The 23,851-nt window shown below is 52.0% G+C and carries 20 protein-coding genes; 11 read left to right on the top strand and 9 right to left on the bottom strand.

Annotated elements, in window-relative coordinates; all coding sequences use genetic code 11:
* Positions 1–20 precede the first annotated feature (20 nt).
* Complete coding sequence (gene dbpA / locus FDW97_RS18495; RefSeq protein WP_137351437.1) at positions 21–1,394, top strand: ATP-dependent RNA helicase DbpA; 1,374 nt, start codon at positions 21–23, stop codon at positions 1,392–1,394.
* Positions 1,395–1,442: 48 nt separating this feature from the next.
* Here dbpA and ttcA read toward each other — a convergent pair whose 3' ends face one another.
* The 5 genes from ttcA to nifJ all read right to left on the bottom strand — a co-directional run bounded on the left by ttcA (position 1,443) and on the right by nifJ (position 8,471).
* Entirely contained in the window at positions 1,443–2,378 is a 936-nt protein-coding gene (ttcA, locus tag FDW97_RS18500) for a tRNA 2-thiocytidine(32) synthetase TtcA (RefSeq protein ID WP_137351438.1), read from the bottom strand.
* Positions 2,379–2,574: 196 nt separating this feature from the next.
* Positions 2,575–3,009 carry a universal stress protein UspF gene (gene uspF / locus FDW97_RS18505; RefSeq protein ID WP_006684401.1) on the bottom strand — a complete coding sequence of 145 codons (435 nt, stop codon included), beginning with the start codon at positions 3,007–3,009 and terminating at the stop codon, positions 2,575–2,577.
* Positions 3,010–3,090: 81 nt separating this feature from the next.
* On the bottom strand, positions 3,091–3,303 hold the full coding sequence (locus FDW97_RS18510; protein WP_069324961.1) for a KTSC domain-containing protein: 213 nt from the start codon (positions 3,301–3,303) through the stop codon (positions 3,091–3,093).
* A 146-nt stretch (positions 3,304–3,449) separates the two neighbouring features.
* Positions 3,450–4,580, bottom strand: coding sequence for a porin OmpC (gene ompC / locus FDW97_RS18515; protein WP_038640818.1), 1,131 nt, complete (start codon positions 4,578–4,580; stop codon positions 3,450–3,452).
* A gap of 366 nt (positions 4,581–4,946) precedes the next feature.
* Positions 4,947–8,471, bottom strand: coding sequence for a pyruvate:ferredoxin (flavodoxin) oxidoreductase (nifJ, locus tag FDW97_RS18520; protein ID WP_087856161.1), 3,525 nt, complete (start codon positions 8,469–8,471; stop codon positions 4,947–4,949).
* A gap of 274 nt (positions 8,472–8,745) precedes the next feature.
* Here nifJ and FDW97_RS18530 point away from each other — a divergent pair, with 274 nt between their 5' ends.
* Positions 8,746–9,012 (top strand): DUF333 domain-containing protein, encoded by a 267-nt coding sequence (locus FDW97_RS18530; protein WP_003833199.1) that lies wholly within the window; start codon positions 8,746–8,748, stop codon positions 9,010–9,012.
* Between the two features lie 13 nt (positions 9,013–9,025).
* On the opposite strand, the gene hslJ is transcribed toward FDW97_RS18530, so the two are convergent.
* Both hslJ and FDW97_RS18540 read right to left on the bottom strand, forming a co-directional pair.
* Entirely contained in the window at positions 9,026–9,445 is a 420-nt protein-coding gene (gene hslJ, locus FDW97_RS18535) for a heat shock protein HslJ (RefSeq protein ID WP_137351439.1), read from the bottom strand.
* A gap of 106 nt (positions 9,446–9,551) precedes the next feature.
* Positions 9,552–10,541 carry a 2-hydroxyacid dehydrogenase gene (locus FDW97_RS18540; protein ID WP_038640813.1) on the bottom strand — a complete coding sequence of 330 codons (990 nt, stop codon included), beginning with the start codon at positions 10,539–10,541 and terminating at the stop codon, positions 9,552–9,554.
* 246 nt (positions 10,542–10,787) lie between these two features.
* Here FDW97_RS18540 and FDW97_RS18545 point away from each other — a divergent pair, with 246 nt between their 5' ends.
* From FDW97_RS18545 to FDW97_RS18565, 5 genes are all read left to right on the top strand, one after another.
* Positions 10,788–11,000, top strand: a complete 213-nt coding sequence (locus tag FDW97_RS18545; protein ID WP_074458538.1) for a hypothetical protein — start codon at positions 10,788–10,790, stop codon at positions 10,998–11,000.
* Between the two features lie 165 nt (positions 11,001–11,165).
* Positions 11,166–13,805, top strand: coding sequence for a YdbH family protein (locus tag FDW97_RS18550; RefSeq protein ID WP_137351440.1), 2,640 nt, complete (start codon positions 11,166–11,168; stop codon positions 13,803–13,805).
* On the top strand, positions 13,802–13,993 hold the full coding sequence (locus FDW97_RS18555) for a YnbE family lipoprotein (RefSeq protein WP_038640810.1): 192 nt from the start codon (positions 13,802–13,804) through the stop codon (positions 13,991–13,993). The genes FDW97_RS18550 and FDW97_RS18555 overlap by 4 nt, the downstream gene beginning before the upstream one ends.
* A gap of 7 nt (positions 13,994–14,000) precedes the next feature.
* Positions 14,001–14,327, top strand: coding sequence for a YdbL family protein (locus FDW97_RS18560; RefSeq protein WP_038640808.1), 327 nt, complete (start codon positions 14,001–14,003; stop codon positions 14,325–14,327).
* Between the two features lie 140 nt (positions 14,328–14,467).
* Entirely contained in the window at positions 14,468–14,659 is a 192-nt protein-coding gene (locus FDW97_RS18565) for a hypothetical protein (protein ID WP_042308220.1), read from the top strand.
* Between the two features lie 42 nt (positions 14,660–14,701).
* Here the strand turns inward: FDW97_RS18565 and azoR are convergent, their stop codons facing one another.
* Entirely contained in the window at positions 14,702–15,307 is a 606-nt protein-coding gene (gene azoR / locus FDW97_RS18570; RefSeq protein WP_006684422.1) for an FMN-dependent NADH-azoreductase, read from the bottom strand.
* A gap of 201 nt (positions 15,308–15,508) precedes the next feature.
* Here azoR and hrpA point away from each other — a divergent pair, with 201 nt between their 5' ends.
* The 3 genes from hrpA to aldA all read left to right on the top strand — a co-directional run bounded on the left by hrpA (position 15,509) and on the right by aldA (position 21,928).
* Complete coding sequence (gene hrpA / locus FDW97_RS18575; RefSeq protein ID WP_085048141.1) at positions 15,509–19,411, top strand: ATP-dependent RNA helicase HrpA; 3,903 nt, start codon at positions 15,509–15,511, stop codon at positions 19,409–19,411.
* A gap of 80 nt (positions 19,412–19,491) precedes the next feature.
* On the top strand, positions 19,492–20,289 hold the full coding sequence (locus FDW97_RS18580) for a YdcF family protein (protein ID WP_170973706.1): 798 nt from the start codon (positions 19,492–19,494) through the stop codon (positions 20,287–20,289).
* A 199-nt stretch (positions 20,290–20,488) separates the two neighbouring features.
* A complete protein-coding gene (aldA, locus tag FDW97_RS18585; protein ID WP_137351442.1) occupies positions 20,489–21,928 on the top strand; it encodes an aldehyde dehydrogenase in 1,440 nt (479 codons plus the stop codon).
* Between the two features lie 86 nt (positions 21,929–22,014).
* On the opposite strand, the gene gap is transcribed toward aldA, so the two are convergent.
* A complete protein-coding gene (gene gap, locus FDW97_RS18590) occupies positions 22,015–23,016 on the bottom strand; it encodes a type I glyceraldehyde-3-phosphate dehydrogenase (RefSeq protein WP_137351443.1) in 1,002 nt (333 codons plus the stop codon).
* A gap of 189 nt (positions 23,017–23,205) precedes the next feature.
* Between gap and cybB the strand changes: the two genes are divergently transcribed.
* Positions 23,206–23,736 carry a cytochrome b561 gene (gene cybB / locus FDW97_RS18595; protein ID WP_137351444.1) on the top strand — a complete coding sequence of 177 codons (531 nt, stop codon included), beginning with the start codon at positions 23,206–23,208 and terminating at the stop codon, positions 23,734–23,736.
* The last annotated feature ends 115 nt before the right edge of the window (positions 23,737–23,851 follow it).

Raw genomic sequence — 23,851 nt, forward strand, 5'->3', positions numbered from 1 at the left:
TTTTACCGCGAGATTAAATTGTGACCGCTTTTTCAACCCTGAATGTTTTACCTGCCGCCCAACTCGAGAACCTCAACGAGCTGGGCTACCTTGAAATGACGTCTGTTCAGGCTGCTGCGTTACCGGCAATCCTGGCGGGGAGGGATGTTCGCGTGCAGGCTAAAACCGGCAGTGGCAAAACGGCTGCTTTTGGTCTGGGGTTGTTGCAGCATATTGATGCCGCGCTGTTTCAGACGCAGTCTCTGGTGCTGTGCCCAACGCGTGAGCTTGCCGACCAGGTGGCAGGGGAACTGCGTCGTTTAGCGCGCTTTCTGCCAAATACTAAGATCTTAACCCTGTGCGGCGGCCAGCCCTTTGGCGCACAGCGTGACTCCCTGCAACATGCGCCACATATTATTGTCGCCACGCCGGGGCGTTTACTTGACCACCTGCAAAAAGGCACCGTTTCTCTGGATGCCCTAAATACGCTGGTGATGGATGAAGCCGACCGTATGCTGGATATGGGGTTTAGCGACGCGATTGATGAGGTGATCCGCTTTGCGCCTGCGTCACGTCAGACCTTGCTTTTTTCTGCGACCTGGCCGGAGGCGATTGCCGCCATCAGCGGCCGGGTACAGAAAGATCCGCTAACGATCGAAATTGATACGGTTGATGCGCTGCCAGCTATTGAACAGCAGTTTTTTGAAACGTCCAGCCACGGCAAAATTCCGTTGCTGCAAAAATTGCTCAGCCAGCACCAGCCTGCATCCTGTGTGGTTTTTTGTAATACCAAAAAAGATTGTCAGGCCGTATGCGATGCACTGAATGCGGCGGGGCAAAGCGCACTCTCATTGCATGGCGATCTTGAACAGCGCGATCGCGATCAGACGCTGGTACGTTTTGCCAACGGTAGCGCACGTGTACTGGTCGCTACCGATGTGGCCGCGCGTGGCCTGGATATCAAGTCGCTGGAACTGGTGGTTAATTTCGAACTGGCGTGGGATCCGGAAGTTCATGTCCATCGTATTGGCCGTACCGCTCGCGCTGGCAACAGCGGTCTGGCGATTAGCTTCTGCGCGCCGGAAGAAGCGCAACGTGCCAATATCCTGGCTGAAATGCTGCAGCTAAAACTGAACTGGTTGCCAGCGCCGGGCAATGGTTCAATTCTGCCGCTGGATGCTGAGATGGCTACGTTATGCATTGATGGCGGTAAAAAGGCTAAAATGCGTCCCGGCGATGTTCTGGGCGCTCTGACCGGTGATATTGGTCTGGCTGGCGCTGATATCGGCAAAATCGCCGTCCATCCGGCGCATGTTTACGTCGCTGTTCGCCAGACTGTGGCGCATAAGGCATGGAAACAATTGCAAAACGGTAAGATTAAAGGCAAGACCTGCCGCGTTCGTTTATTGAAATAAATGCGCGTCGGAGCGCCTGATGGCGCTCCGCTTATCCGGCATGATAAGTTACTTCACTTCCACCACGTTCAGGCGCAGCGCATCCAGTTGAGCATCATCCTCTTCTGGCTGCCAGCCCGCGGGTTGCAGCGGGATCTCTTCGCGGTCAAACGCTAAATCACCACCGTCCACCACCTCTGAACCGTGTTTAATGCCTTTAAAATCGAACAGATTGATATCACTCAAATGAGAAGGCACAACGTTCTGCATTGCGCTGAACATGGTTTCAATGCGGCCTGGATAGCGTTTGTCCCAGTCGCGCAGCATATCAGCGATGACCTGACGTTGCAGATTAGGCTGGGAGCCGCACAGGTTACACGGAATAATCGGGAAACCTTTCGCTTCGGAGAAACGCTCAATATCTTTCTCACGGCAGTAGGCCAGTGGACGGATCACGATGTGCTTACCGTCATCGCTCATCAGCTTCGGCGGCATACCTTTCATTTTCCCGCCGTAGAACATGTTTAAAAACAGCGTTTGCAGGATGTCATCACGATGGTGGCCGAGCGCAATCTTGGTGGCGCCTAACTCGGTTGCCGTGCGGTACAGAATGCCGCGACGCAGGCGAGAGCAGAGCGAGCAGGTCGTTTTGCCTTCAGGAATTTTATCTTTGACGATCCCGTAGGTGTTTTCTTCGACGATTTTATACTCAACACCCAACTGTTGCAGATACTCCGGCAGAATATGCTCCGGGAAGCCGGGTTGTTTCTGATCGAGGTTAACCGCAACTAAGGAAAAACTGATCGGGGCGCTTTGCTGCAAATTACGCAGGATCTCCAGCATGGTATAGCTGTCTTTCCCTCCGGAAAGGCATACCATAATGCGATCGCCGTCTTCGATCATATTGAAGTCGGCAATCGCTTCGCCCACGTTGCGACGCAGACGTTTTTGCAATTTGTTCAGGTTGTATTGTTCTTTCTTGCTAATATCTTGATTTTGCGACATTTAATAGAGGCTCAATTCATAGTGTGGCATCAGAAGAGTATGCATCACGCCGGATAGTCCGGCAAAAGAAGTCTGATATAAAAACCGTGGCGTGTATGGTACGGATAAGCGGGAAAAATGTCAGCACATTTAGGACAGGAATCGGGGGTATGAAGGGGAAAACAAAAAGCCCGCCACGATGTGCGGGCCAAACAGCTTAGCGGACAACCAGAACTGAACACTCAGCATGACGCACCACGGCCGCGGCGTTAGAACCCAGCAGGTAAGTGGTGATGTCAGGTCGGTGAGAAGCGATAATGACCATATCAGCCGGTAATTTTTTAGCCATCTCCAGAATTTTATCTTTCGGCGCACCTTCCGCGACATGAACGTGCACTCTGTCCGTTGGGATATTGAACTTCTTGATAATCTCTTCCAGTTGAGATTTCGCTTCGGCTTTCAGATCGTCCATGGCCGGTAACTCTGCCGAGTAGGCCAGTCCCAGGGAAGCGTAATAGGGCAGTGACGGAATAACGGTCAAAAAATGGACCTGCGCATCGTCAATTTTTGCTTCTGCTTCAACATGGGCAATAACGCGTTGAGTTAATTCTGAGTCTGAAATATCGATGGGTACAAGAATCGTTCTGTTCATAAAACCTCCTGTTTAAGTATCCATCTAAAGCTTACCGCGTAATGGCACTTTATGTACAATGACAAAGATCACATTTTGGCATCACTTTATTTTGATTTCAGGGAATTTTCCTTTTATTACCCCATCATAAAATCGACCTTTAGAGACTACGCTCAGGAAATCACGAAAAATACGGGCAGGCACATGCTGGTATTGCAGCGTAGACAATTGATGAAAGCGAATTTCAAGCGTGCAGGAGGATTCGTCATAACCGACGGATGCAATACGGGATGATTTTACAGGGTGATGATTCATTGCAGGTATCCTCTACTACAGGTCTTTATGCAATATATCATCTATCAGGGATGTGTTTTGAAGCAACAGATATAATGTTTTGATCTGGATAAAACAGAATTGCGATAACAGAAAGAAAACCCGCCGTTGCCGGCGGGCTGACAAAATTAGAACTGGTAAACCATACCCAGAGCTACAGTGTCATCGGTAGAGATGTCATTGCGAGTGTAGAAGCTGTCGTCTTCGTCCAGCAGGTTGATTTTGTAATCAACGTAGGTGGAGAAGTTTTTGTTGAAGAAGTAAGTCGCACCTACAGAAGCATATTTAACCAGATCTTTATCATCGTTACCATTTACAGTAGCCAGATCGCTACCTTTAGACATCAGGAAAGACACTTCCGGACGCAGACCGAAATCGAACTGGTATTGCGCAGTAACTTCAAAGTTCTGAGTTTTGTTGGCAATAGTGTAATCACTACCGTCAGAGCCGCCGTACGGGGTCATATTACGGGTTTCGGAGTACATGGTTGCCAGGTAGATGTTATTCGCATCGTATTTCAGGCCAGCAGTCCACGCGTCAGCTTTATCGCCACCAGCGGTAGAATGGTTCACCTGCTCGTTGGTACGGTCAGAAGAGGTATAGGCAGCACCGAAGGTTACGCCCATACCCAGATCGTAGGTAGAGGAGATACCGAAACCGTCACCGTTGGAATTCTTCACATTACGGTCGCCACCATTGTTGGTGCCTTCCTGCTCATCACTTGTCTGTTCGTTCGCGCCCTGATACTGCAGTGCAACGTTCAGACCGTCAACCAGACCAAAGAAGTCGGTGTTACGGTAGGTCGCTACGCCGTTAGCACGACCGGTCATGAAGTTATCCGCTTTGGTGTAGGAGTCACCACCGAATTCTGGCAGCATATCGGTCCAGGCTTCCACATCGTACAGTACGCCGTAGTTACGACCGTAGTCGAATGAGCCGTAGTCACCAACTTTAATACCCGCGAACGCCAGACGAGTCCAGGAGTTACCTTTATCGTTTTCGGTAGTGTTAGCCTGAACCTGATATTCCCACTGGCCATAGCCGGTGATCATATCGTTAACCTGGGTTTCGCCTTTGAAGCCCATACGCATATAAGTCTGATCGCCATCGCTGTTCGCGTCGTCAGAGAAGTAATGCAGGCCGTCTACTTTGCCATAGAGATCTAATTTGTTGCCGTCTTTATTATAAACTTCAGCAGCGTGAGCCGCGCCTGCAGCCAGCAGGGCAGGAATTACGAGAGCCAGTACTTTTCTGTTCATTGAAATAATCCTTTAGTTTTTTTATTAACCTGTGACTACCCATGTAGGGAGTAAAAGCATGCTAAAGGAGAAGTTCCGTAAACAGATAAATATGAATTGTTACGTCTTAAGTAAAACCTTAAATAAATAATTCTACAGAAACAGTGATAATTATTATGAATGTATGGATTTAATATATATAAAATAAAAATTATACAAGTGAATTTTGTTGAGCTATTCTGCGCGTGTTATATGCCTTTATTGTCACGTTTTATTTTTTCGTTGTCGTATTGATAGCCAATATTAATTAGCCAGCGAATAAATTGACAAGCCCGAACAACTGTTCGGGCTTTTTTTTCGTTCCACTTTAATAGTGATCTAAACGTATTACTCGGTTCCGCTCTTTTCCGCTTTACCTGCCAGTTGCGCCAGGAAATCGTAGCGTTTTTGCAGATCGGCTGTTGCGTCTTTCCACAGCTGTTCAGCGACTTCAGGCTGTTGGGCATTTAAGCGGCGGAAGCGTTGCTCGTTAAGTAAAGTTTCAGCCAAAGCATCTGACGGCGGGCGAGAATCCAGCGCCAGCGGCAGTTTACCTTCGTCTGCACGACGCGGATCAAAGCGATACAGCGGCCAGAATCCGGTTGCCGTGAGCTGACGCATCTGATCGTGGCTCAACGCGAGATCATAACCATGCTCCTCACAAGGGCTATACGCGATAATCAGCGACGGCCCCGGATAGGATTCCGCTTCCTGGATAGCTTTAACCGTCTGGTTCAACTGGGCGCCCAGGGAAATCTGTGCGACATAAACATGCCCGTACATCATCATACTGACGCCAAGATCTTTACGAGCCTTACGTTTGCCGTGCTCCCCAAATTTAGTGACAGCCCCAAGAGGCGTAGCTTTTGACGCTTGCCCACCCGTGTTGGAGTAACACTGGGTATCCAGCACCAGAATATTGACGTTCTCGGTCAGGCTAAGAACGTGATCCAGCCCGCCGAAGCCAATATCGTAGGCCCAGCCATCGCCGCCAATCAGCCAGATGGATTTCTCAACCAGCGCGTCGGCATCGGTTAACAACTGCTGTGCGCCTTCGACATCTTTCAGGTGCTCGCGCAGGGCCGCGACTTGCTCACGACGGACCTCCGGCGTGGCTTCTGCGTGCAAAGCGTCATTGAGTTCAGCCGGGATGTTATCGGCAAACTGCTCCAGCAGACGCATAACGCGCGCCCGGTGTTGATCCACCGTCAGACGGAAGCCCAGACCAAACTCGGCGTTATCTTCAAACAGCGAGTTTGCCCATGCTGGCCCTCGCCCATTGGCATCGGTGGTGTATGGCGTTGAGGGCAGGTTACCGCCATAAATTGATGAACACCCGGTGGCATTCGCAATCAACATGCGGTCACCGTACAACTGCGTAAGCAGTTTGATATACGGCGTTTCACCACAGCCTGAGCAGGCGCCGGAATATTCAAATAGCGGTGTAATCAACTGCGAGGTGCGAATATCAATACGTTCCAGTTTGGTGCGATCAATCTCCGGCAGATCGAGGAAGAAGTCATAGTTAACTTTTTCTTCTTCGACATGCTCAAGGCGCGACATCATATTGATGGCTTTGATCTCAGGATTTTGGCGATCTTTCGCCGGGCACACTTCGACGCACAGATTACAACCGGTGCAATCTTCAGGCGCAACCTGCAGGACATATTTCTGGCCGCGCATGTCGCGTGATTTCACATCCAGAGAATGCAGGCTGGCAGGGGCGTTTTCCATCGCTTCTGGGGAAACCACCTTGGCGCGGATAGCCGAGTGCGGGCAGGCGGCAACGCAGTGGTTACATTGCGTACACAGCTCTTCTTTCCAGATTGGGATCTCTTCGGCGATATTGCGTTTTTCCCAACGCGTAGTCCCCATTGGCCAGGTACCGTCCGGCGGCAGCGCGGAAACGGGCAGTGCATCGCCCAGACCGGCGAGCATTGCTGCGGTGACGGTTTTCACGAAATCTGGTGCGGCATCAGAAACCACCGGTGGGCGGTTGGCGCTATGCGGATCAACAGGCTGCAGGGCCACTTCGGCGACGGATTCACGCGCCAGAGCCAGCGCCTGCCAGTTACGTTCGACCAGATCCTGGCCTTTACTGCTGTAGCTTTTCGCAATCGCCCCCTGCAACTCTGCCAGCGCGCTGTCGCCTGGTAAAATTTGCGTCAGGTGGAAGAACGCCATTTGCATCACGGTGTTTATACGCGCCGCCAAACCACACTCACGGGCGATTTTAGCCGCATTAATCACGTAGAAACGGGCTTTCTTCTGATTCAGCACCGCCTGAACTTCCTGCGGCAGACGCGCCCAGACTTCATCCACACTGTATGGGGTATTAAGCAGGAATATACCGCCAGGTTTCAGGCGTTCGGCCATCTGGTACTTATCGATAAATTGCAACTGGTGGCAGCCGACAAAATCGGCTTGTGAAACCAGATACGCAGAACGAATGGGGTGCTCACTGACGCGCAGGTGGGAGACGGTCAGGCCGCCTGCTTTTTTCGAGTCATACACGAAATAACCCTGCGCATACCATGGCGTAGAGTTACCGATAATCTTGATATTGTTTTTGGTGGCCGACACGCTGCCATCGCTACCCAGGCCGTAAAACAGCGCTTCGAGCTTAGCGGTGCCGGGCAGGGTGTTTTCCGGCAACGGCAACGACAGGTTGGTGACATCATCATAGATACCGACCGTGAAGCGTGGTTTAGGTTTCGTGCTATTCAACTCATTAAAGACCGCCATGACGCAGTCGGGGCCAAACTCTTTGGACGAAAGACCATAGCGTCCGCCAATCACACGCGGTAAGGTTTCTCGTTCGCCACAGTTAAACGCTTCCGCCAGCGCGGTCATGACATCCAGATATAATGGTTCTGCCTGCGCGCCGGGTTCTTTGGTGCGATCCAGAACGGCGATGCTGCGCGCGCTTTCCGGCAGCGCGCGCAGTAAATGCTTGGCGGAGAAGGGGCGGAACAGACGGACTTTCAGCACACCCACTTTCTCGCCGTGCGCCATCAGCTCTTCGACAACTTCTTCACTGGTGCCAATCGCCGAGCCCATTAAAATAATGACGCGTTCTGCCTGCGGATGACCGTAATATTCAAATGGCTGGTACTGGCGGCCCGTGGCTGCGGCGAAGTCGTTCATCGCCTGTTCTACGTGATCGTAAACCGCGTTGTACCATGGGTTTGTCGCTTCGCGTGACTGGAAGTAGGTGTCCGGATTCGCTGATGTACCGCGGATAACCGGATGCTCTGGATTTAGTGCCCGAGCGCGGTGAGCATCAATCTCCGCCTGAGGCATCAGCCCGAGGATGGTGTTATCAGCCAGCGGCACAATTTTATTGATTTCATGTGATGTACGGAATCCATCAAAGAAATGAATAAATGGAACCCGGCTTTTCAGGGTGGCCATTTGCGAAATTAGCGCAAAATCCTGCGCTTCCTGAACGCTACTGGCGCACAGCATCGCGCATCCGGTTTGGCGTACAGCCATCACGTCGGAATGATCGCCAAAGATCGATAACGCGTGCGTGGCAATAGTTCGCGCTGCAACGTGCAGTACAAACGGGGTCAACTGACCGGCCAGTTTGTACAGCGTTGGGATCATCAACAGCAAACCCTGTGATGAGGTAAACGACGTAGAGAGCGCACCGGTCTGCAACGCGCCGTGAACGGTCGCAATCGCACCGCCTTCCGACTGCATTTCTACGACGCGAGGGATATCTCCCCACACGTTCTTAAGCCCGTTTCCGGCCCAGGCATCGGCCTGTTCCGCCATCGTCGAACTGGGCGTAATCGGGTAGATGGCGATAACCTCGCTAGTACGAAATGCGACCGAAGCAACCGCACCATTACCGTCAATTGTGATCATACTGACACCCTTACATTGCGCAAAAAGAGGGACACGCGAAAGCGTTGCGAGTCCTGTAATTATCCTTCTATTTTAGCAAAAGCCATTCAGGCGCATTTTCGCTTTTGTGTCCCTGGAATAAAGAGAATGTATGGTTTGATCAAAGGAGGAGCCAAAAAATTGCCAGAAAATGTAAACAGCGCGCATAAATGCGTGGTTTGCCTCTCGACGGCGGTGTCTCTGCTGCCTATTATTTATGGCTGTGTCGTTTGGTTAATCTTCAGAGGGGAGTAAGATGCGCGCAGCGTTTTGGGTAGGGTGTGCCGCGTTATTATTATCGGCGTGTAGCAGTGAACCTGTTCAGCAGGCAACGGCAGCACATGTCGCACCGGGCATGAAGGCAGCAATGTCCAGTTCTGGAGAAGCAAATTGCGCCATGATTGGTGGTTCGCTCTCCGTTGCCCGTCAACTGGATGGCTCAGCCATCGGGATGTGCGCGCTACCCAACGGCAAACGCTGTAGTGAGCAGTCGCTTGCCGCCGGAAGCTGTGGGAGCTATTGAGCCTGCGCGTTCATTACATTAAATCCGCAAGTTTATACGTCAGCGTTTGTTCTGCTGTCGCCAGTGTCAACTGGTCAGCAGTCAAATCTACCTGTGCGCCTTGCTTAAACATTTCGCTGACGATACCGTCGAGCGCGTTAAGCTGTGGATCGGCGCACATCATGCGGGTCATCGCCATATCTTTCACCTTCAACTCGCCGTCGGACAACTTGCCCTGACCGTGGAATTGATTACACATCTTTCCCGATACCGTCATGTTTTCGCCAAAACTCAATTCGGGTGGGTTGTTAGCGACGGTAACGGTTTTACCATTCACGCTCTGCAAAACGAAACGGTGATGCTGTAACTGGTCGCGATTGACGGAAATGTTTCCACTGCTCACACAGCCAGCCATCAGCGTGCTGAGGGCAATCAACGTGACAACTTTCTTCATTAACATTCTCTAATTTCGTGACTGGAATACATTCAATATGATACTGACTGTTTTATCATCGGCAATTGTCTGAAAATGCCCCCCTTAAATCAGGGGAGCACAGGGATTAAAAGAGGGCGTTTGGACAGGTTTCGCCTTTGGAGATTTGTTCCAGATTTTGCAGTGTCGTTTCAGAAATGCTGGTCAACGCTTCGGCGGTCAGAAACGCCTGATGCCCGGTAAATAGCACGTTATGGCAGGCTGACAGGCGACGGAACACATCATCCTGAATCACATCATTGGATTTATCTTCAAAGAACAGATCGCGTTCGTTTTCATACACATCCATACCCAGAGAACCAATTTTCTGGTTTTTCAGGGCATCGATAGCCGCCTGTGAATCGATCAGCGCTCCGCGACTGGTGTTAATAATCATCACGCCGTTTTTCATTTGCTCAAAGGCTTCCTGATTGAGCAGATGATAATTTTCCGGCGTTAACGGGCAGTGCAGGGAGATAACGTCGGACTCAGCAAACAGTGTTTTAAGATCGACATATTCCACGCCTAATTCCAGAGCAGCGGCGCTTGGGTAGGGATCGAACGCCAGCAGGCGCATACCAAAACCTTTCAGGATCCGCAGCGCAGCAATACCGATTTTACCGGTACCAATCACCCCGGCCGTTTTGCCATACATGGTAAAGCCGGTCAGCCCTTCAAGAGAGAAGTTGGCATCACGGGTACGTTGATACGCGCGATGAATACGGCGGTTCAGGGTCATCATCATGCCAATCGCATGCTCAGCGACGGCTTCAGGCGAATAGGCAGGGACGCGTACCACCTGCAGACCCAGCTCTTTTGCCGCGTCGAGATCGACGTTATTGAACCCGGCGCAGCGCAGGGCGATATATTTCACACCCAGCTTTTTCAGTTCTTCCAGAACCGGTCGGCTGCCATCGTCGTTGACGAAGATGCATACAGCTTCGCAACCATGGGCTGTTTTAGCTGTTTTCTCCGTCAACAGAAAGTCAAAAAATTCAAGTTCAAAACCAAAAGCCTCGTTAACCTGCTGCAGATACTTTTTGTCGTACTGTTTTGTACTATAGATGGCGAGTTTCATAAGACTTTCTCCAGTGATTTTGACGTCACGTTAATCCAATTAAAATTATTTTACAAAATCTAAAAAGTTATTGATAGTCATAGAAGTAATGAATGTTTAAAGCGTATCTTTTGTTAGTGTGGGCAGGTTACGCGATTTCAACAACTGGATATTTTCCATTCGCTGAGCAGGTAGTGTGGGCAAAAAGCCAGGTGATTCACATCCAGACAGCTACGCTTATACAGGTAGCAGATATCGGGAGGAGTTATGCTAACTCACTCTGAAGCAAAACGATGGGCCACCTTAATGCTTAAGGCGGCTTTATGCGATGGAATGAAACCTGAAGAAATTTCCCGCCAGGTGCATCTTGTCTGTGATCATCATGGCAAGGAGTGTCTTGAAGAACTTATAGAAGAAATACTGATAGAGGCTGGTCGGATAGGACCTAAACATAGCGATGGACAACTGAACCATCATTGAGTCCGAATCCACGCGCTACTGTGTTGGAATCATTCCTGACGGCACGTGTAACAGCGTGCCACATAGCGCTGTTATCTGTCCTTAATGTGGGAATATGCAGTTAAACATGCCACAATACAGGCCTAAACCGGCTTAAATTTTGCTAATTCAGGATATTAACTACCCATGAAGGGTAAATATAAAGCCGTTCTGGCACTCCTCTTATTATTGATTCTCGTGCCGCTGACGCTGGTGATGACGCTTGGCCTGTGGGTCCCGACCCTGGTGGGCGTCTGGTTACCTGTGGGGACACGTATCGCGCTGGATGAGAGTCCACGGCTGACACGGCATGGGCTGCATATCCCGGAACTCCGCTATCTGGTCGATGATTGCCCGCTGGCGCGCATTACTCAGGCGGACCTGTCCCATCCCAGCCGCTGGTTGCTCAATGTCGGGACAATTGAGCTGGATTCCGGTTGCCTGGCCAAATTACCGCAGACAGAAGCGTCTCCGGTAGCACCCAAAACGCTGGCTGAATGGCAATCGATGCTGCCCAATACCTGGATTAACATCGACAAACTTATTCTCTCTCCCTGGCAGGAATGGCAGGGGAAACTGTCGCTTTCGCTAACGCCCTCTACTCAGCAACTGCGCTACCAGGGGGAAAAGGTTAAATTCCAGGGGCGGCTGCACGGGCAAAATCTCACGGTAAATGAGCTGGATGTCGCTGCATTTGAAGGGCAACCGCCGGTAAAACTGGTCGGTGAATTTACCATGCCGCTGGTTCCTGATGGGTTACCGGTGAGCGGTCATGCCGTTGCGACGCTGAACTTGCCGCAGGAGCCTACGCTTGTGGACGCCGAACTGGAGTGGCAAGAAAACAGCGGACAACTGATCGTCATGGCGCGCGATAGTGCCGATCCGCTGCTCGATCTTCCGTGGGAAATAACCCGCCAGCAGTTGACTATCAGCGACGGTCGCTGGAACTGGCCTTATCAGGGATTCCCGCTAAGCGGGCGGCTGGGCATGAAAGTTGAAAACTGGCAGGCCGGGCTGGAAAACGCGGTGGTGAGCGGGCGTCTGAACATTCTGACGCAAGGCGATGCCGGTAAAGGAAACGCTGTTTTAACGCTGGGGCCGGGTAAGCTGGGTATCGATAACAACGAGATGCCGTTACAGCTGATCGGCGAAGCGAAACAGGGCGATCTGATCTTCTACGCGAAATTACCCGCCAAACTCACCGGTAGCCTGAACGATCCGCAACTGGCGTTTGAGCCAGGGGCGCTGTTGCGTTCGCGGGGGCGGGTAATTGATTCGCTGGATATTGACGAGATTCGTTGGCCGCTGGCGGGCGTAAAGGTAACACAACGCGGTGTGGATGGTCGTCTACAGGCTATTTTGCGTGCGCATGAAAACCAGATGGGGGGCTTTGAACTGCACCTGGATGGTCTGGCAAATGATTTTCTTCCTGATGCTGGTCGTTGGCAATGGCGCTACTGGGGCGAAGGCAGCTTTACGCCGATGCATGCCCGCTGGGACGTGGCGGGTAAGGGAGAGTGGCATGACAACACGCTGAAGCTCTTTGATCTCTCCACCGGATTTGACCACTTGCAATACGGCACCATGACGGTGGAAAACCCACGCCTGGTAATGGACGAACCGATCGTATGGGTACGGGACGCGACCAAACCGACGTTTAGCGGCGTACTGTCACTGGACGCAGGAAAAACCGTCTTCACCGGCGGAAGCGTCTTACCTCCCTCAACGCTAAAGTTCAGCGTGGAAGGCAGCGACCCGACGATTTTCCAGTTCAAGGGCCAGCTTCACGCGGGTGCGATTGGCCCCGTACAGCTAAATGGCCGTTGGGACGGGATCCGTCTGCGCGGACAGGCCTGGTGGCCAAAACAATCACTCACCGTGTTCCAGCCGCTGCTCCCGCCTGACTGGAAAATGAAACTGCGTGAAGGTGATCTCTATGCGCAGGTCGCATTCTCGGCCGCGCCGGAACAGGGCTTTGAAGCGGGCGGTCATGGGGTATTAAAAGGCGGTAGCGCCTGGATGCCTGATAACCAAATTAATGGCGTCGATTTTATCTTACCGTTTCGGTTTAGCGAAGGTGCATGGCAGTTGGGTACGCGTGGTCCTGTTTCACTGCGTATTGCGGAAATCGTGAATCAGGTGACGGCGAAAAATATTACTGCCGATCTACAGGGAGCGTACCCCTGGAGTGAAGGCAATCCGTTATTGCTGAGCGATGTCAGCGCCGAACTGCTGGGAGGCAAAGTCATCATGCGGCAACTGCGGATGCCACAGCACGACCCGGCCTTATTACGGGTGCAGAATATCTCCTCCAGCGAGCTTATTAGCGCGGTTAACCCCAAGCAGTTCGCTATGTCGGGTCCGGTCAGCGGCGCGTTGCCATTATGGTTGGATAACGAAAAGTGGATCATCAAAGACGGCTGGTTAACCAACCCAGGTCCGATGACGCTGCGTATTGATAAAGACACGGCGGATGCCGTCGTTAAAGATAATATGGCGGCTGGCGCGGCAATTAACTGGCTGCGCTATATGGAAATAACCCATTCCTGGACGAAAATAAACCTGGATAACCTGGGTGTCTTAACGATGCAGGCAACCGTTACTGGCAATAGCCGGGTAGATGGCAAAGTGGGGACGGTTAATTTGAATTACACCCACGAGGAAAACGTCTTTACGCTATGGCGCAGTTTGCGTTTTGGCGACAATTTACAGGCATGGTTTGAGCAAAATGCAACGCTGCCGGAAACCCATTGCCTGGAAGGCAAGGAATGTGAGGAACAACAATGAAAACGATAGCCGCCATGCTGGGGTTGCTGGCTTCATCTCTGGTGGTAGGTTGTACCCCGAGAATCGAAGTGGCTGCGCCAAAAGAGCCGATCACGATTAATATGAACGTCAAAATCGAACATGAGATTCATATCAAAGTTGATAAAGACGTCGAGAGCTTATTGAAATCGCGCAGCGATCTGTTCTGAGGTAATGATGAAAAAACAGCTTGCAGCGATCCTGGTGGCGCTGAGTTTTATCACCAGCAATGCATGGGCGTTGACCCTGAATGAAGCCAGAACTCAGGGGCGAGTGGGGGAAACACTCAATGGTTATCTGGTGGCATTACAAACCGATGCTGAAACGCAGGCGCTGGTGAGTGAGATTAATAAGGCGCGAAGCGCCAGTTATCAGCAACTGGCTGAGAGCAATAATATTCCGCCAGAGGAAGTGGCAAAAATGGCCGGACAAAAGTTAGTCGCTCGCGCTAAACCGGGGGAGTACGTGCAAGGTATTAATGGTAAGTGGTTGAGGAAAGAATAATCATTTCTGAACGCCACTGGGGGAATGGTATTACAAGTGGAGGATCCTTCCGGATTATTCATCGACATCGCAATAGTTGCCACACGGCATCAAACGGATGTTGATATAGTTCAACACCGGTCGCGTCGTGGAGTGAAATCATGTGGCTTCTCAAATGGTATGTCTGGAATCGTTGGGTATTCAAGCTGTTAAGCCGGGATGTCGCGGAGCCGGAACAATTTTTACTTCATTGCTGGGAAGAAAATCTGGCGAAGTGCAGGGAGTATGCCACCATCTGGCGTGATATTAATCGCATTCACGGCAAGCAGGTACATGTGCGGGCAAAGAAGTAAGTACCGAGAATCCCTCCCACCGGATGGTGAGAGGGTGAATTATCAGGCAGCAACCACGCTGTCGATAGCGGCTTTCGCATCGGACTGGGCTTTAGATGCCACTTCCGGGCCGTAAGCGATACCTTCAGCAAAGACCACGTTCACGTCGGTGATACCGATAAAGCCCAGGAACACGTTCAGATACGGTGTGATCAGGTCAGTCGGCGTATCTTTATGAATACCCCCACGGCTGGTCAGCACCACTGCGCGTTTACCGGTCACCAGACCTTCCGGACCTTTCTCGGTGTAGCGGAAGGTCACGCCGGCACGGGCAATCAGGTCAAAGTAGTTTTTCAACTGCGTCGGAATGTTGAAGTTATACATCGGCGCGGCGATAACAATCACATCATGCGCTTTCAGTTCAGCGATCAATTCGTCAGACAGCGCCAGCGCTTCTTGCTGACGCGGCGTCAGTGGCGCATCGCTTGGGCGCAGCGCACCCACCAGTTCGCCATCCAGTACCGGAACCGGGTTTGCAGCCAGGTCGCGGACGGTGATTTCATCAGCAGAGTGCTTTTCACGCCACTGTTCAACAAAATAATCAGACAACTGACCAGACTGAGAGTACCCTGCCAGAATACTGGATTTAAGAACTAATACCTTGCTCATGGGTGTTTCCTTTTATGTGTTTGAAGGGGTAGTGCCCCGTTGCTTGTTGACACTTTATTCACAATCCTGTCGCAGTGATAGCGCAATATATCGAATCCTATGTTCGAAATTATTGAACAACACATGAAAAGCCCCGATGTGGTACTCTATATCTATCATCTAAAAGAGATTTAACCCGGCAGATCGCTGCCTTTTAACGCTATGACAGAACAACCAAAATTAACCTTCAACATGTTGCAGCAACAGCTGGACTCGCTGATGCTGCGTGACAGACAGCGTTTTACCCGCCGTTTGCACGGCGTGAAGAAGGTTAAAAATCCTGATGCACAACAGGCCATTTACCAGGAGATGGCAAAAGAGATCGACCAGGCAGCCGGTAAAGTTGTGCTGCGTGAAGCGGCGCGTCCGGTCATCAGCTACCCGGAAAACCTGCCTGTCAGCCAGAAAAAACAGGATATTCTGGAAGCCATTCGCGACCATCAGGTGGTGATTGTGGCTGGTGAGACCGGTTCAGGTAAAACCACCCAGTTGCCGAAAATCTGTATGGAGCTAGGGCGCGGGGTGAAAGGGCTGATCGGCCATACTCAACCGCGTCGTCTGGCGGCGCGTACCGTGGCGAATCGTATTGCGGAAGAGCTGCAAACCGAGCCGGGCGGCTGTATCGGCTATAAGGTCCGTTTTAGCGATCATGTTAGTGACAACACCATGGTTAAGCTGATGACGGACGGTATCCTGCTGGCGGAAATCCAGCAGGATCGGCTGCTAATGCAGTACGACACCATCATCATCGATGAAGCGCATGAACGCAGCCTGAATATTGATTTTCTGCTTGGCTACCTGAAAGAACTCCTGCCGCGTCGTCCGGATCTAAAAATTATCATCACTTCGGCGACCATTGACCCGGAACGCTTTTCTAAGCATTTCAACAATGCGCCGATTATCGAAGTCTCTGGTCGCACCTATCCGGTGGAAGTTCGCTATCGCCCGATTGTTGAAGACGCAGATGACACCGAGCGTGACCAGTTGCAGGCAATTTTTGATGCCGTAGATGAGTTAGGCCGTGAAAGTCAGGGCGACATACTGATCTTCATGAGCGGCGAGCGCGAAATCCGCGATACCGCTGATGCCCTGAATAAGCTGGATTTGCGTCACACCGAAGTGCTGCCACTGTATGCACGTCTCTCCAATAGCGAGCAGAACCGTGTGTTCCAGTCGCACAGCGGTCGTCGTATTGTGCTGGCCACCAACGTGGCGGAAACCTCGTTGACCGTACCGGGCATCAAGTATGTCATTGATCCTGGCACCGCGCGTATCAGTCGCTACAGCTATCGCACGAAAGTCCAGCGTTTGCCGATTGAACCGGTGTCGCAGGCCTCTGCCAACCAGCGTAAAGGCCGATGCGGTCGCGTTTCGGAAGGGATCTGTATTCGTCTGTATTCTGAGGACGACTTCCTGTCGCGTCCGGAGTTTACCGATCCGGAGATCCTGCGTACCAACCTGGCGTCCGTTATTTTGCAGATGACCGCGCTGGGGCTGGGGGATATCGCGGCGTTCCCGTTTGTTGAAGCGCCGGATAAACGCAATATTCAGGACGGGGTGCGCCTGCTCGAAGAGCTGGGTGCGATAACCACCGATGAACAGGCAACCGCTTACAAATTAACGCCGTTGGGCCGCCAGCTGTCGCAACTTCCGGTGGATCCGCGTCTGGCGCGTATGGTGCTGGAAGCGCAAAAACATGGCTGTGTGCGTGAGGCGATGATCATCACCTCGGCGCTGTCCATTCAGGATCCGCGCGAGCGTCCAATGGACAAGCAGCAAGCTTCCGACGAGAAGCATCGCCGCTTCCATGACAAGGAGTCTGATTTCCTGGCGTTTGTGAACTTATGGAATTACCTCGGCGAGCAGCAAAAAGCGTTGTCGTCAAACCAGTTCCGCCGTCAGTGTAAAGTCGACTTTCTTAATTATCTGCGCGTACGTGAATGGCAGGATATCTACACACAACTGCGCCAGGTGGTAAAAGAGTTGGGCATTCCGGTCAACAGCGAACCCGCTGAATATCGGGAGATCCACGTCGCATTGTTGACCGGTTTACTGTCCCATATTGGGATGAAAGATGCCGATAAGCAGGAATTTACCGGTGCGCGTAACGCCCGTTTCTCGATCTTCCCGGGTTCCGGTTTGTTCAAAAAACCGCCGAAATGGACGATGGTGGCGGAGCTGGTGGAAACCAGCCGCCTGTGGGGACGTATTGCCGCGCGTATCGATCCCGAGTGGGTGGAGCCAGTTGCGCAGCATCTGATCAAACGTTCATACAGCGAACCGCACTGGGAACGCGCGCAGGGCGCGGTCATGGCGACAGAAAAGGTCACCGTCTACGGCTTACCGATTGTTGCTGCCCGTAAGGTGAACTACAGCCAGATCGATCCGGCGCTGTCACGTGAACTGTTCATTCGTCATGCGCTGGTGGAGGGGGACTGGCAAACGCGCCATGCTTTCTTCCGTGACAACCTGAAGCTGCGGGCGGAGGTGGAAGAGTTAGAACATAAATCGCGCCGTCGCGACATCCTGGTTGATGATGAAACGCTGTTTGAGTTTTACGACCAGCGTATTAGCCATGATGTGATTTCTGCTCGCCACTTTGATAGCTGGTGGAAGAAAGTTTCCCGCGAGACCCCGGATCTGCTCAACTTTGAAAAGAGCATGCTTATCAAAGAGGGCGCGGAAAAAATCAGTAAGCTGGATTATCCGAACTTCTGGCACCAGGGCAATCTCAAACTGCGTTTGAGCTACCAGTTCGAACCGGGAGCCGATGCGGACGGTGTGACCGTGCATATTCCGCTCCCACTGCTCAATCAGATCGAAGAGAGCGGTTTTGAATGGCAGATTCCTGGCCTGCGCCGCGAGCTGGTGATCGCCCTGATTAAGTCGTTGCCGAAACCGGTACGACGTAACTTTGTTCCTGCTCCGAACTATGCTGAGGCATTTTTAGGCCGCGTGACGCCGCTGGAACTGCCGCTGCTGGACGCGCTGGAACGTGAACTGCGCCGGATGACCGGCGTCACCGTTGACCGCGATGACTGGCATTGGGATCAGGTACCCGATCACCTAAAAATCACCTTCCGGGTGGTGGATGACAAGAACAAGAAGCTACAGGAAGGACGCTCGCTACAGGATCTGAAAGACGCCTTGAAGGGTAAGGTTCAGGAAACGCTGTCCGCGGTGGCGGATGACGGTATCGAACAGAGCGGATTGCATATCTGGAGCTTCGGACAGCTTCCGGAAAGTTACGAGCAAAAGCGCGGTAACTATAAGGTAAAAGCGTGGCCAGCGCTGGTCGATGAGCGTGACAGCGTCGCCATCAAATTGTTTGATAATCCGCTGGAGCAGCAACAGGCTATGTGGTGCGGCTTACGCCGCCTGTTGCTGTTGAACATTCCTTCACCGATCAAATACTTACACGAGAAGTTGCCTAACAAAGCCAAGCTGGGGTTGTATTTTAACCCGTATGGCAAAGTGTTGGAGTTGATTGACGACTGTATCTCCTGCGGTGTGGATCGGTTGATCGACGCCCATGGTGGTCCCGTGTGGACGGAAGAGGGCTTTGCGGCGTTGCATGAGAAGGTGCGGGCTGAACTGAACGATACGGTGGTGGATATCGCGAAGCAGGTCGAACAGATCCTCACCGCGGTGTTTAATATCAATAAGCGTCTGAAAGGGCGTGTGGATATGACCATGGCGTTAGGGCTTTCAGATATCAAAGCGCAAATGAGCGGGCTGGTGTACCGCGGATTTGTCACTGGTAATGGTTTCAAACGCCTGGGCGATACGTTGCGTTATTTGCAGGCTATTGAAAAGCGTCTGGAAAAACTGGCCATCGATCCGCACCGTGACCGTGCACAGATGCTGAAAGTGGATAGTGTGCAGCAGGCCTGGCAGCAATGGTTCAATAAACTACCGCCTGCGCGCCGTGAAGATGACGACGTCAAAGAGATCCGCTGGATGATAGAAGAGCTGCGCGTCAGCTACTTTGCCCAGCAGCTTGGTACGCCGTACCCTATTTCAGATAAACGTATTCTGCAGGCGATGGATCAGATCACGGGATAACGCCGCGCTGAACCACCGGCCGGACAAGGCGTAACCGCCATCCGGCCTCTGTACCCGGTAAAGAATAAACACCAGGAGTCATGAATATGAGTCAGTTTCCGACGCTCTCCGCGACCACGCTGGCGGCGATCAATACTGTAGGGCAATGGCTGGCGCAGAGCGATTTTACGGGGGACATCACGGTTCAGTCAGATTGCGTAATTCTGGCGGGGAACGCGGTGATCCCGACCATCGATGCTGCCTGTCGGATCGCGAAAGACCAACAGGTTCCCTTATTGATTAGTGGGGGCATCGGCCATTCCACGCGCTTTCTGTATGACGCGATTGCCCGACATCCTCGCTACAATATCATTCGAACCACCGGACGTGCGGAAGCGGCGATCCTTGCCGATATCGCTCACCAGTTCTGGCACATTCCGGGGGAGAAGATTTGGGTGGAAGACCAGTCAACAAACTGCGGTGAGAATGCCCGATTTAGCTGTGCGTTACTGAGCCAGGCGACAGAAAGCATGCATACCGTCATTGTGGTACAGGATCCGACCATGCAACGCCGAACGATGGCCACCTTTCAGCGCGTAACCCGCGATGAGCCGCATGCGCCGCGCTGGTTGGGTTTCCCGGGATTCGTCCCGGAGTTGGTCCAACAGCGCGACGGCGTGGACTTTGCGCCGACGGCCGAAGGGCTATGGTCAGTGGATCGCTATCTTTCGCTCATTACCGGAGAGTTGCCGCGTCTGCGGGACGATGTTAATGGCTATGGTCCCTGTGGCCGCGATTTTATCGTGCATGTGGATATTCCCGGTAACGTTGAGGCAGCCTGGCAGCAACTGAAAAGCGATACCGCGTTGTCAGACTTACTGGAGAGCCGCTCTCTGTGATCCCCGCTGCCCGTTTGTAAGCGTTTTGCTGCAAACGGGCATAAATCCCGCCCGTTTTTTCCTTTCATCAGCGCGTTGCCAGACGCTTTTATGAAGCCGCTCACAGAACAGTCACTGTAGTGATAATTCGTCAGGCATGATTGATATTAATTAACAATAGTTTTACTTGTTAAAAACAAATCAATCACAGGAGAAGCGCATGTCAGTACCCGTACAACATCCTATGTATATCGATGGGCAGTTTGTGACCTGGCACGATGACGCCTGGATTGATGTCGTCAATCCGGCCACGGAAGAGGTTATCTCACGTATTCCGGATGGACGTGCCGAAGATGCGCGTAAAGCGATAGACGCCGCCGAGCGTGCTCAGCCTGAATGGGAAGCGCTGCCTGCCATTGAACGGGCGAACTGGCTACGCAAAATATCTGCGGGTATCCGTCAACGCGCCAGCGAAATCAGCGCATTGATAGTGGCTGAAGGCGGGAAAATACAGCAACTGGCCGACGTTGAAGTCGCATTTACCGCCGATTATATCGATTACATGGCCGAGTGGGCACGCCGTTATGAAGGCGAGATCCTGCAAAGCGATCGCCCGGGCGAGAATATCCTGCTGTTTAAGCGCGCTCTGGGCGTGACAACGGGCATTCTGCCGTGGAATTTTCCGTTCTTCCTGATTGCTCGCAAACTGGCCCCCGCGCTGCTGACGGGCAATACCATTGTCATTAAACCGAGTGAGTTTACGCCCAACAACGCCATCGCTTTTGCCAAAATTATTGATGATATTGGCTTGCCTCGCGGGGTATTTAATCTGGTCCTGGGACGCGGTGAAACGGTCGGCCAGGAACTGGCCGGAAACCCGAAAGTGGCAATGGTCAGCATGACCGGTAGCGTCGGAGCGGGCGAGAAAATTATGGCTGCAGCGGCCAAAAACATCACTAAAGTCTGCCTGGAACTGGGGGGCAAAGCCCCAGCTATCGTGATGGATGATGCTGACCTTGAGCTGGCCGTGAAGGCAATTGTTGACTCACGGGTGATCAATACCGGGCAGGTATGCAACTGCGCCGAACGCGTGTACGTCCAGAAAGGTATTTATGACCAGTTCGTTAATCGTCTGGGTGAAGCGATGAAAGCCGTACAGTTCGGCAATCCGGCTGAGCGCAATGACATTGCGATGGGACCGTTGATTAACGCCGCTGCGCTGGAACGAGTGGAGCAGAAAGTTGCGCGAGCGGTGCAGGAGGGGGCCAGAGTAGTGCTGGGCGGTAAGGCGGTAGAAGGCAAAGGCTATTACTATCCGCCGACATTACTGTTGGATGTGCGTCAGGAGATGGCGATTATGCACGAGGAGACCTTTGGTCCGGTGCTGCCGGTGGTGGCGTTTAATACGCTGGAAGAGGCACTGACAATGGCCAACGACAGCGACTACGGGCTGACTTCATCAATTTACACGCAAAATCTGAACACCGCGATGAAGGCGATTAAGGGGCTGAAGTTTGGCGAAACCTATATTAACCGTGAAAACTTCGAGGCAATGCAGGGTTTCCACGCGGGGTGGCGCAAATCCGGGATTGGCGGGGCAGACGGTAAACACGGCCTGAATGAATATCTGCAAACGCAGGTGGTTTATCTGCAGTCCTAAGCTTTTAGCCGGGTGAGTTTGTACGTCACCCGGCGTAATTTTTACACTTTGTCGGCTATCCCGTTCATTCGACCTCCACCACAACGTCAGAGCTTGATAAATTTATCCAGCGTGCGAATAAGTTGGGTCACAAAGCCGTACTCGTTATCGTACCAGGCGACGGTTTTTACCAGTTGCAGATCGCCCACTTCGGTAATCTCGGTTTGTGTCGCATCAAATACTGAACCGAAATGTGAGCCAATCACATCTGACGAGACAATCTCCTCGTCGGTATAGCCAAATGACTCATTATTCAGCGTGGCTTTTTTCAGCGCGTTATTAACCTCTTCAGCGGTGACCTTTTTACCCAATACCGACACCAGTTCCGTGACGGATCCGGTTTTCACCGGTACGCGCTGGGCGTGGCCTTTTAATTTTCCGCTCAATGCCGGAATCACCAGGCCAATCGCTTTCGCCGCACCGGTGGTATGGGGAATGATGTTCTCCGCCGCCGCCCGCGAGGCGCGCAGATCTTTTCCGCGAGGGCCATCTACCAGCGATTGTGTCCCCGTGTAGGCATGGATGGTTGTCATAGTGCCCAGTTGAATACCGAAGTTGTCATGCAGGGCTTTCGCCATCGGCGCCAGGCAGTTAGTGGTGCACGATGCGACAGAGATAATTCGATCGTTCGCATCCATCGTGTCGTCGTTCACGTTAAAAACAATGGTTTTCATATCCCCGGCAGGGGCGGATATCAGGACTTTTTGGGCGCCTGCGTCCAGGTGGGCGTTGGCTTTTTCTGTTGAGGTGTAAAAACCGGTGCATTCGATGATGATCTCTGCGCCAGTGGCTTTCCACGGAATATTTTTGGCCTCTTTTTCTGCATAAACAGCGATTCTTTTACCGTCGACAATCAGCGCGTCTTCGGTAAAGTCGATACTCCAGGGAAATGGACCGTAATTTGAGTCGTGTTTTAACAGATAGGCGAGAATTTTGGGCGAGGTCAGGTCATTAATGGCGACGACCTCCACCCTGCTTTTGACCTCCAGTAGTCGACGCAATACCAGACGACCGATACGACCAAAGCCGTTAATGCCAATTTTACTCATGGTTTTCTCCTGTCAGGATGAGGCGGTACGACATATTTTCCCTACCAGGCATAGTCCAGTCAGGCATCCGGGGCAATAGCTGTTTTTGCGCTTAAACGTAACTGACTGATAATGGATGAACAAAAATTAATGAATTTTTAACAAAAGCCCGTTATGTTGACGCATTATTGTTTTTATTCAGGAAGTGTTATGGGGAATAAGTATTCTGGCCTGCAAATTGGTATTCACTGGCTGGTTTTTTTGTTGGTCATTGTGGCCTACAGCGCCATGGAGTTTCGCGGATTTTTCCCGCGTAGCTATCGTCCCTTGTTCAACATGGTGCACGTATCCTGTGGCATCACGATTTTAACGCTGATGGTGGCGCGTCTGCTGGTCAGGCTGAAATATCCGGCGCCGCCGATTGTGCCAAAACCGAAACCGATGATGACCGGAATGGCGCATCTGGGGCATCTGGTCATCTATCTGTTGTTTATTGCGTTGCCGATTATTGGTCTGGTGATGATGTACAACCGGGGCAATCCGTGGATGGCATTTGGCATCGTCATGCCATATGCGGCAAAAGCCAACGTTGATCTCGTGGAGATGCTGAAGTCCTGGCACGTGACGCTGGCAAACCTGGGCTATTTTGTTATTGGTTTGCATGCCGCAGCCGCCCTGATGCATCACTACTTCTGGAAGGATAATACGCTGCTGCGCATGATGCCGCGTAAGCGTTCCTGACGTAAAGCCCCGCAAGCGCGCAATGTCGTTCAGGTTGAACATGTGATTCTTGATCAGCGTTCCGTTCACCTCAGCCGTATCACTTTTCTAAAGCACAGATACCCGTGAACGTGCA

Source organism: Citrobacter sp. wls708 (assembly GCF_005281255.1).
Taxonomy (GTDB): domain Bacteria; phylum Pseudomonadota; class Gammaproteobacteria; order Enterobacterales; family Enterobacteriaceae; genus Citrobacter; species Citrobacter werkmanii.

Excerpts from the sequence above, each read along its gene's own strand:
- FDW97_RS18545 (WP_074458538.1), top strand. The coding sequence starts at position 10,788 with ATGCTAACTCACTCTGAAGCAAAACGATGGGCCACCTTAATGCTTAAG.
- FDW97_RS18540 (WP_038640813.1), bottom strand. The coding sequence starts at position 10,541 with ATGAAACTCGCCATCTATAGTACAAAACAGTACGACAAAAAGTATCTG.
- FDW97_RS18550 (WP_137351440.1), top strand. The coding sequence starts at position 11,166 with ATGAAGGGTAAATATAAAGCCGTTCTGGCACTCCTCTTATTATTGATT.
- FDW97_RS18580 (WP_170973706.1), top strand. The coding sequence starts at position 19,492 with ATGAATATGAGTCAGTTTCCGACGCTCTCCGCGACCACGCTGGCGGCG.
- ttcA (WP_137351438.1), bottom strand. The coding sequence starts at position 2,378 with ATGTCGCAAAATCAAGATATTAGCAAGAAAGAACAATACAACCTGAAC.
- FDW97_RS18510 (WP_069324961.1), bottom strand. The coding sequence starts at position 3,303 with ATGAATCATCACCCTGTAAAATCATCCCGTATTGCATCCGTCGGTTAT.
- azoR (WP_006684422.1), bottom strand. The coding sequence starts at position 15,307 with ATGAGCAAGGTATTAGTTCTTAAATCCAGTATTCTGGCAGGGTACTCT.
- hrpA (WP_085048141.1), top strand. The coding sequence starts at position 15,509 with ATGACAGAACAACCAAAATTAACCTTCAACATGTTGCAGCAACAGCTG.
- cybB (WP_137351444.1), top strand. The coding sequence starts at position 23,206 with ATGGGGAATAAGTATTCTGGCCTGCAAATTGGTATTCACTGGCTGGTT.
- FDW97_RS18555 (WP_038640810.1), top strand. The coding sequence starts at position 13,802 with ATGAAAACGATAGCCGCCATGCTGGGGTTGCTGGCTTCATCTCTGGTG.
- aldA (WP_137351442.1), top strand. The coding sequence starts at position 20,489 with ATGTCAGTACCCGTACAACATCCTATGTATATCGATGGGCAGTTTGTG.
- FDW97_RS18560 (WP_038640808.1), top strand. The coding sequence starts at position 14,001 with ATGAAAAAACAGCTTGCAGCGATCCTGGTGGCGCTGAGTTTTATCACC.
- FDW97_RS18565 (WP_042308220.1), top strand. The coding sequence starts at position 14,468 with ATGTGGCTTCTCAAATGGTATGTCTGGAATCGTTGGGTATTCAAGCTG.
- hslJ (WP_137351439.1), bottom strand. The coding sequence starts at position 9,445 with ATGAAGAAAGTTGTCACGTTGATTGCCCTCAGCACGCTGATGGCTGGC.
- ompC (WP_038640818.1), bottom strand. The coding sequence starts at position 4,580 with ATGAACAGAAAAGTACTGGCTCTCGTAATTCCTGCCCTGCTGGCTGCA.
- uspF (WP_006684401.1), bottom strand. The coding sequence starts at position 3,009 with ATGAACAGAACGATTCTTGTACCCATCGATATTTCAGACTCAGAATTA.
- gap (WP_137351443.1), bottom strand. The coding sequence starts at position 23,016 with ATGAGTAAAATTGGCATTAACGGCTTTGGTCGTATCGGTCGTCTGGTA.
- nifJ (WP_087856161.1), bottom strand. The coding sequence starts at position 8,471 with ATGATCACAATTGACGGTAATGGTGCGGTTGCTTCGGTCGCATTTCGT.
- FDW97_RS18530 (WP_003833199.1), top strand. The coding sequence starts at position 8,746 with ATGCGCGCAGCGTTTTGGGTAGGGTGTGCCGCGTTATTATTATCGGCG.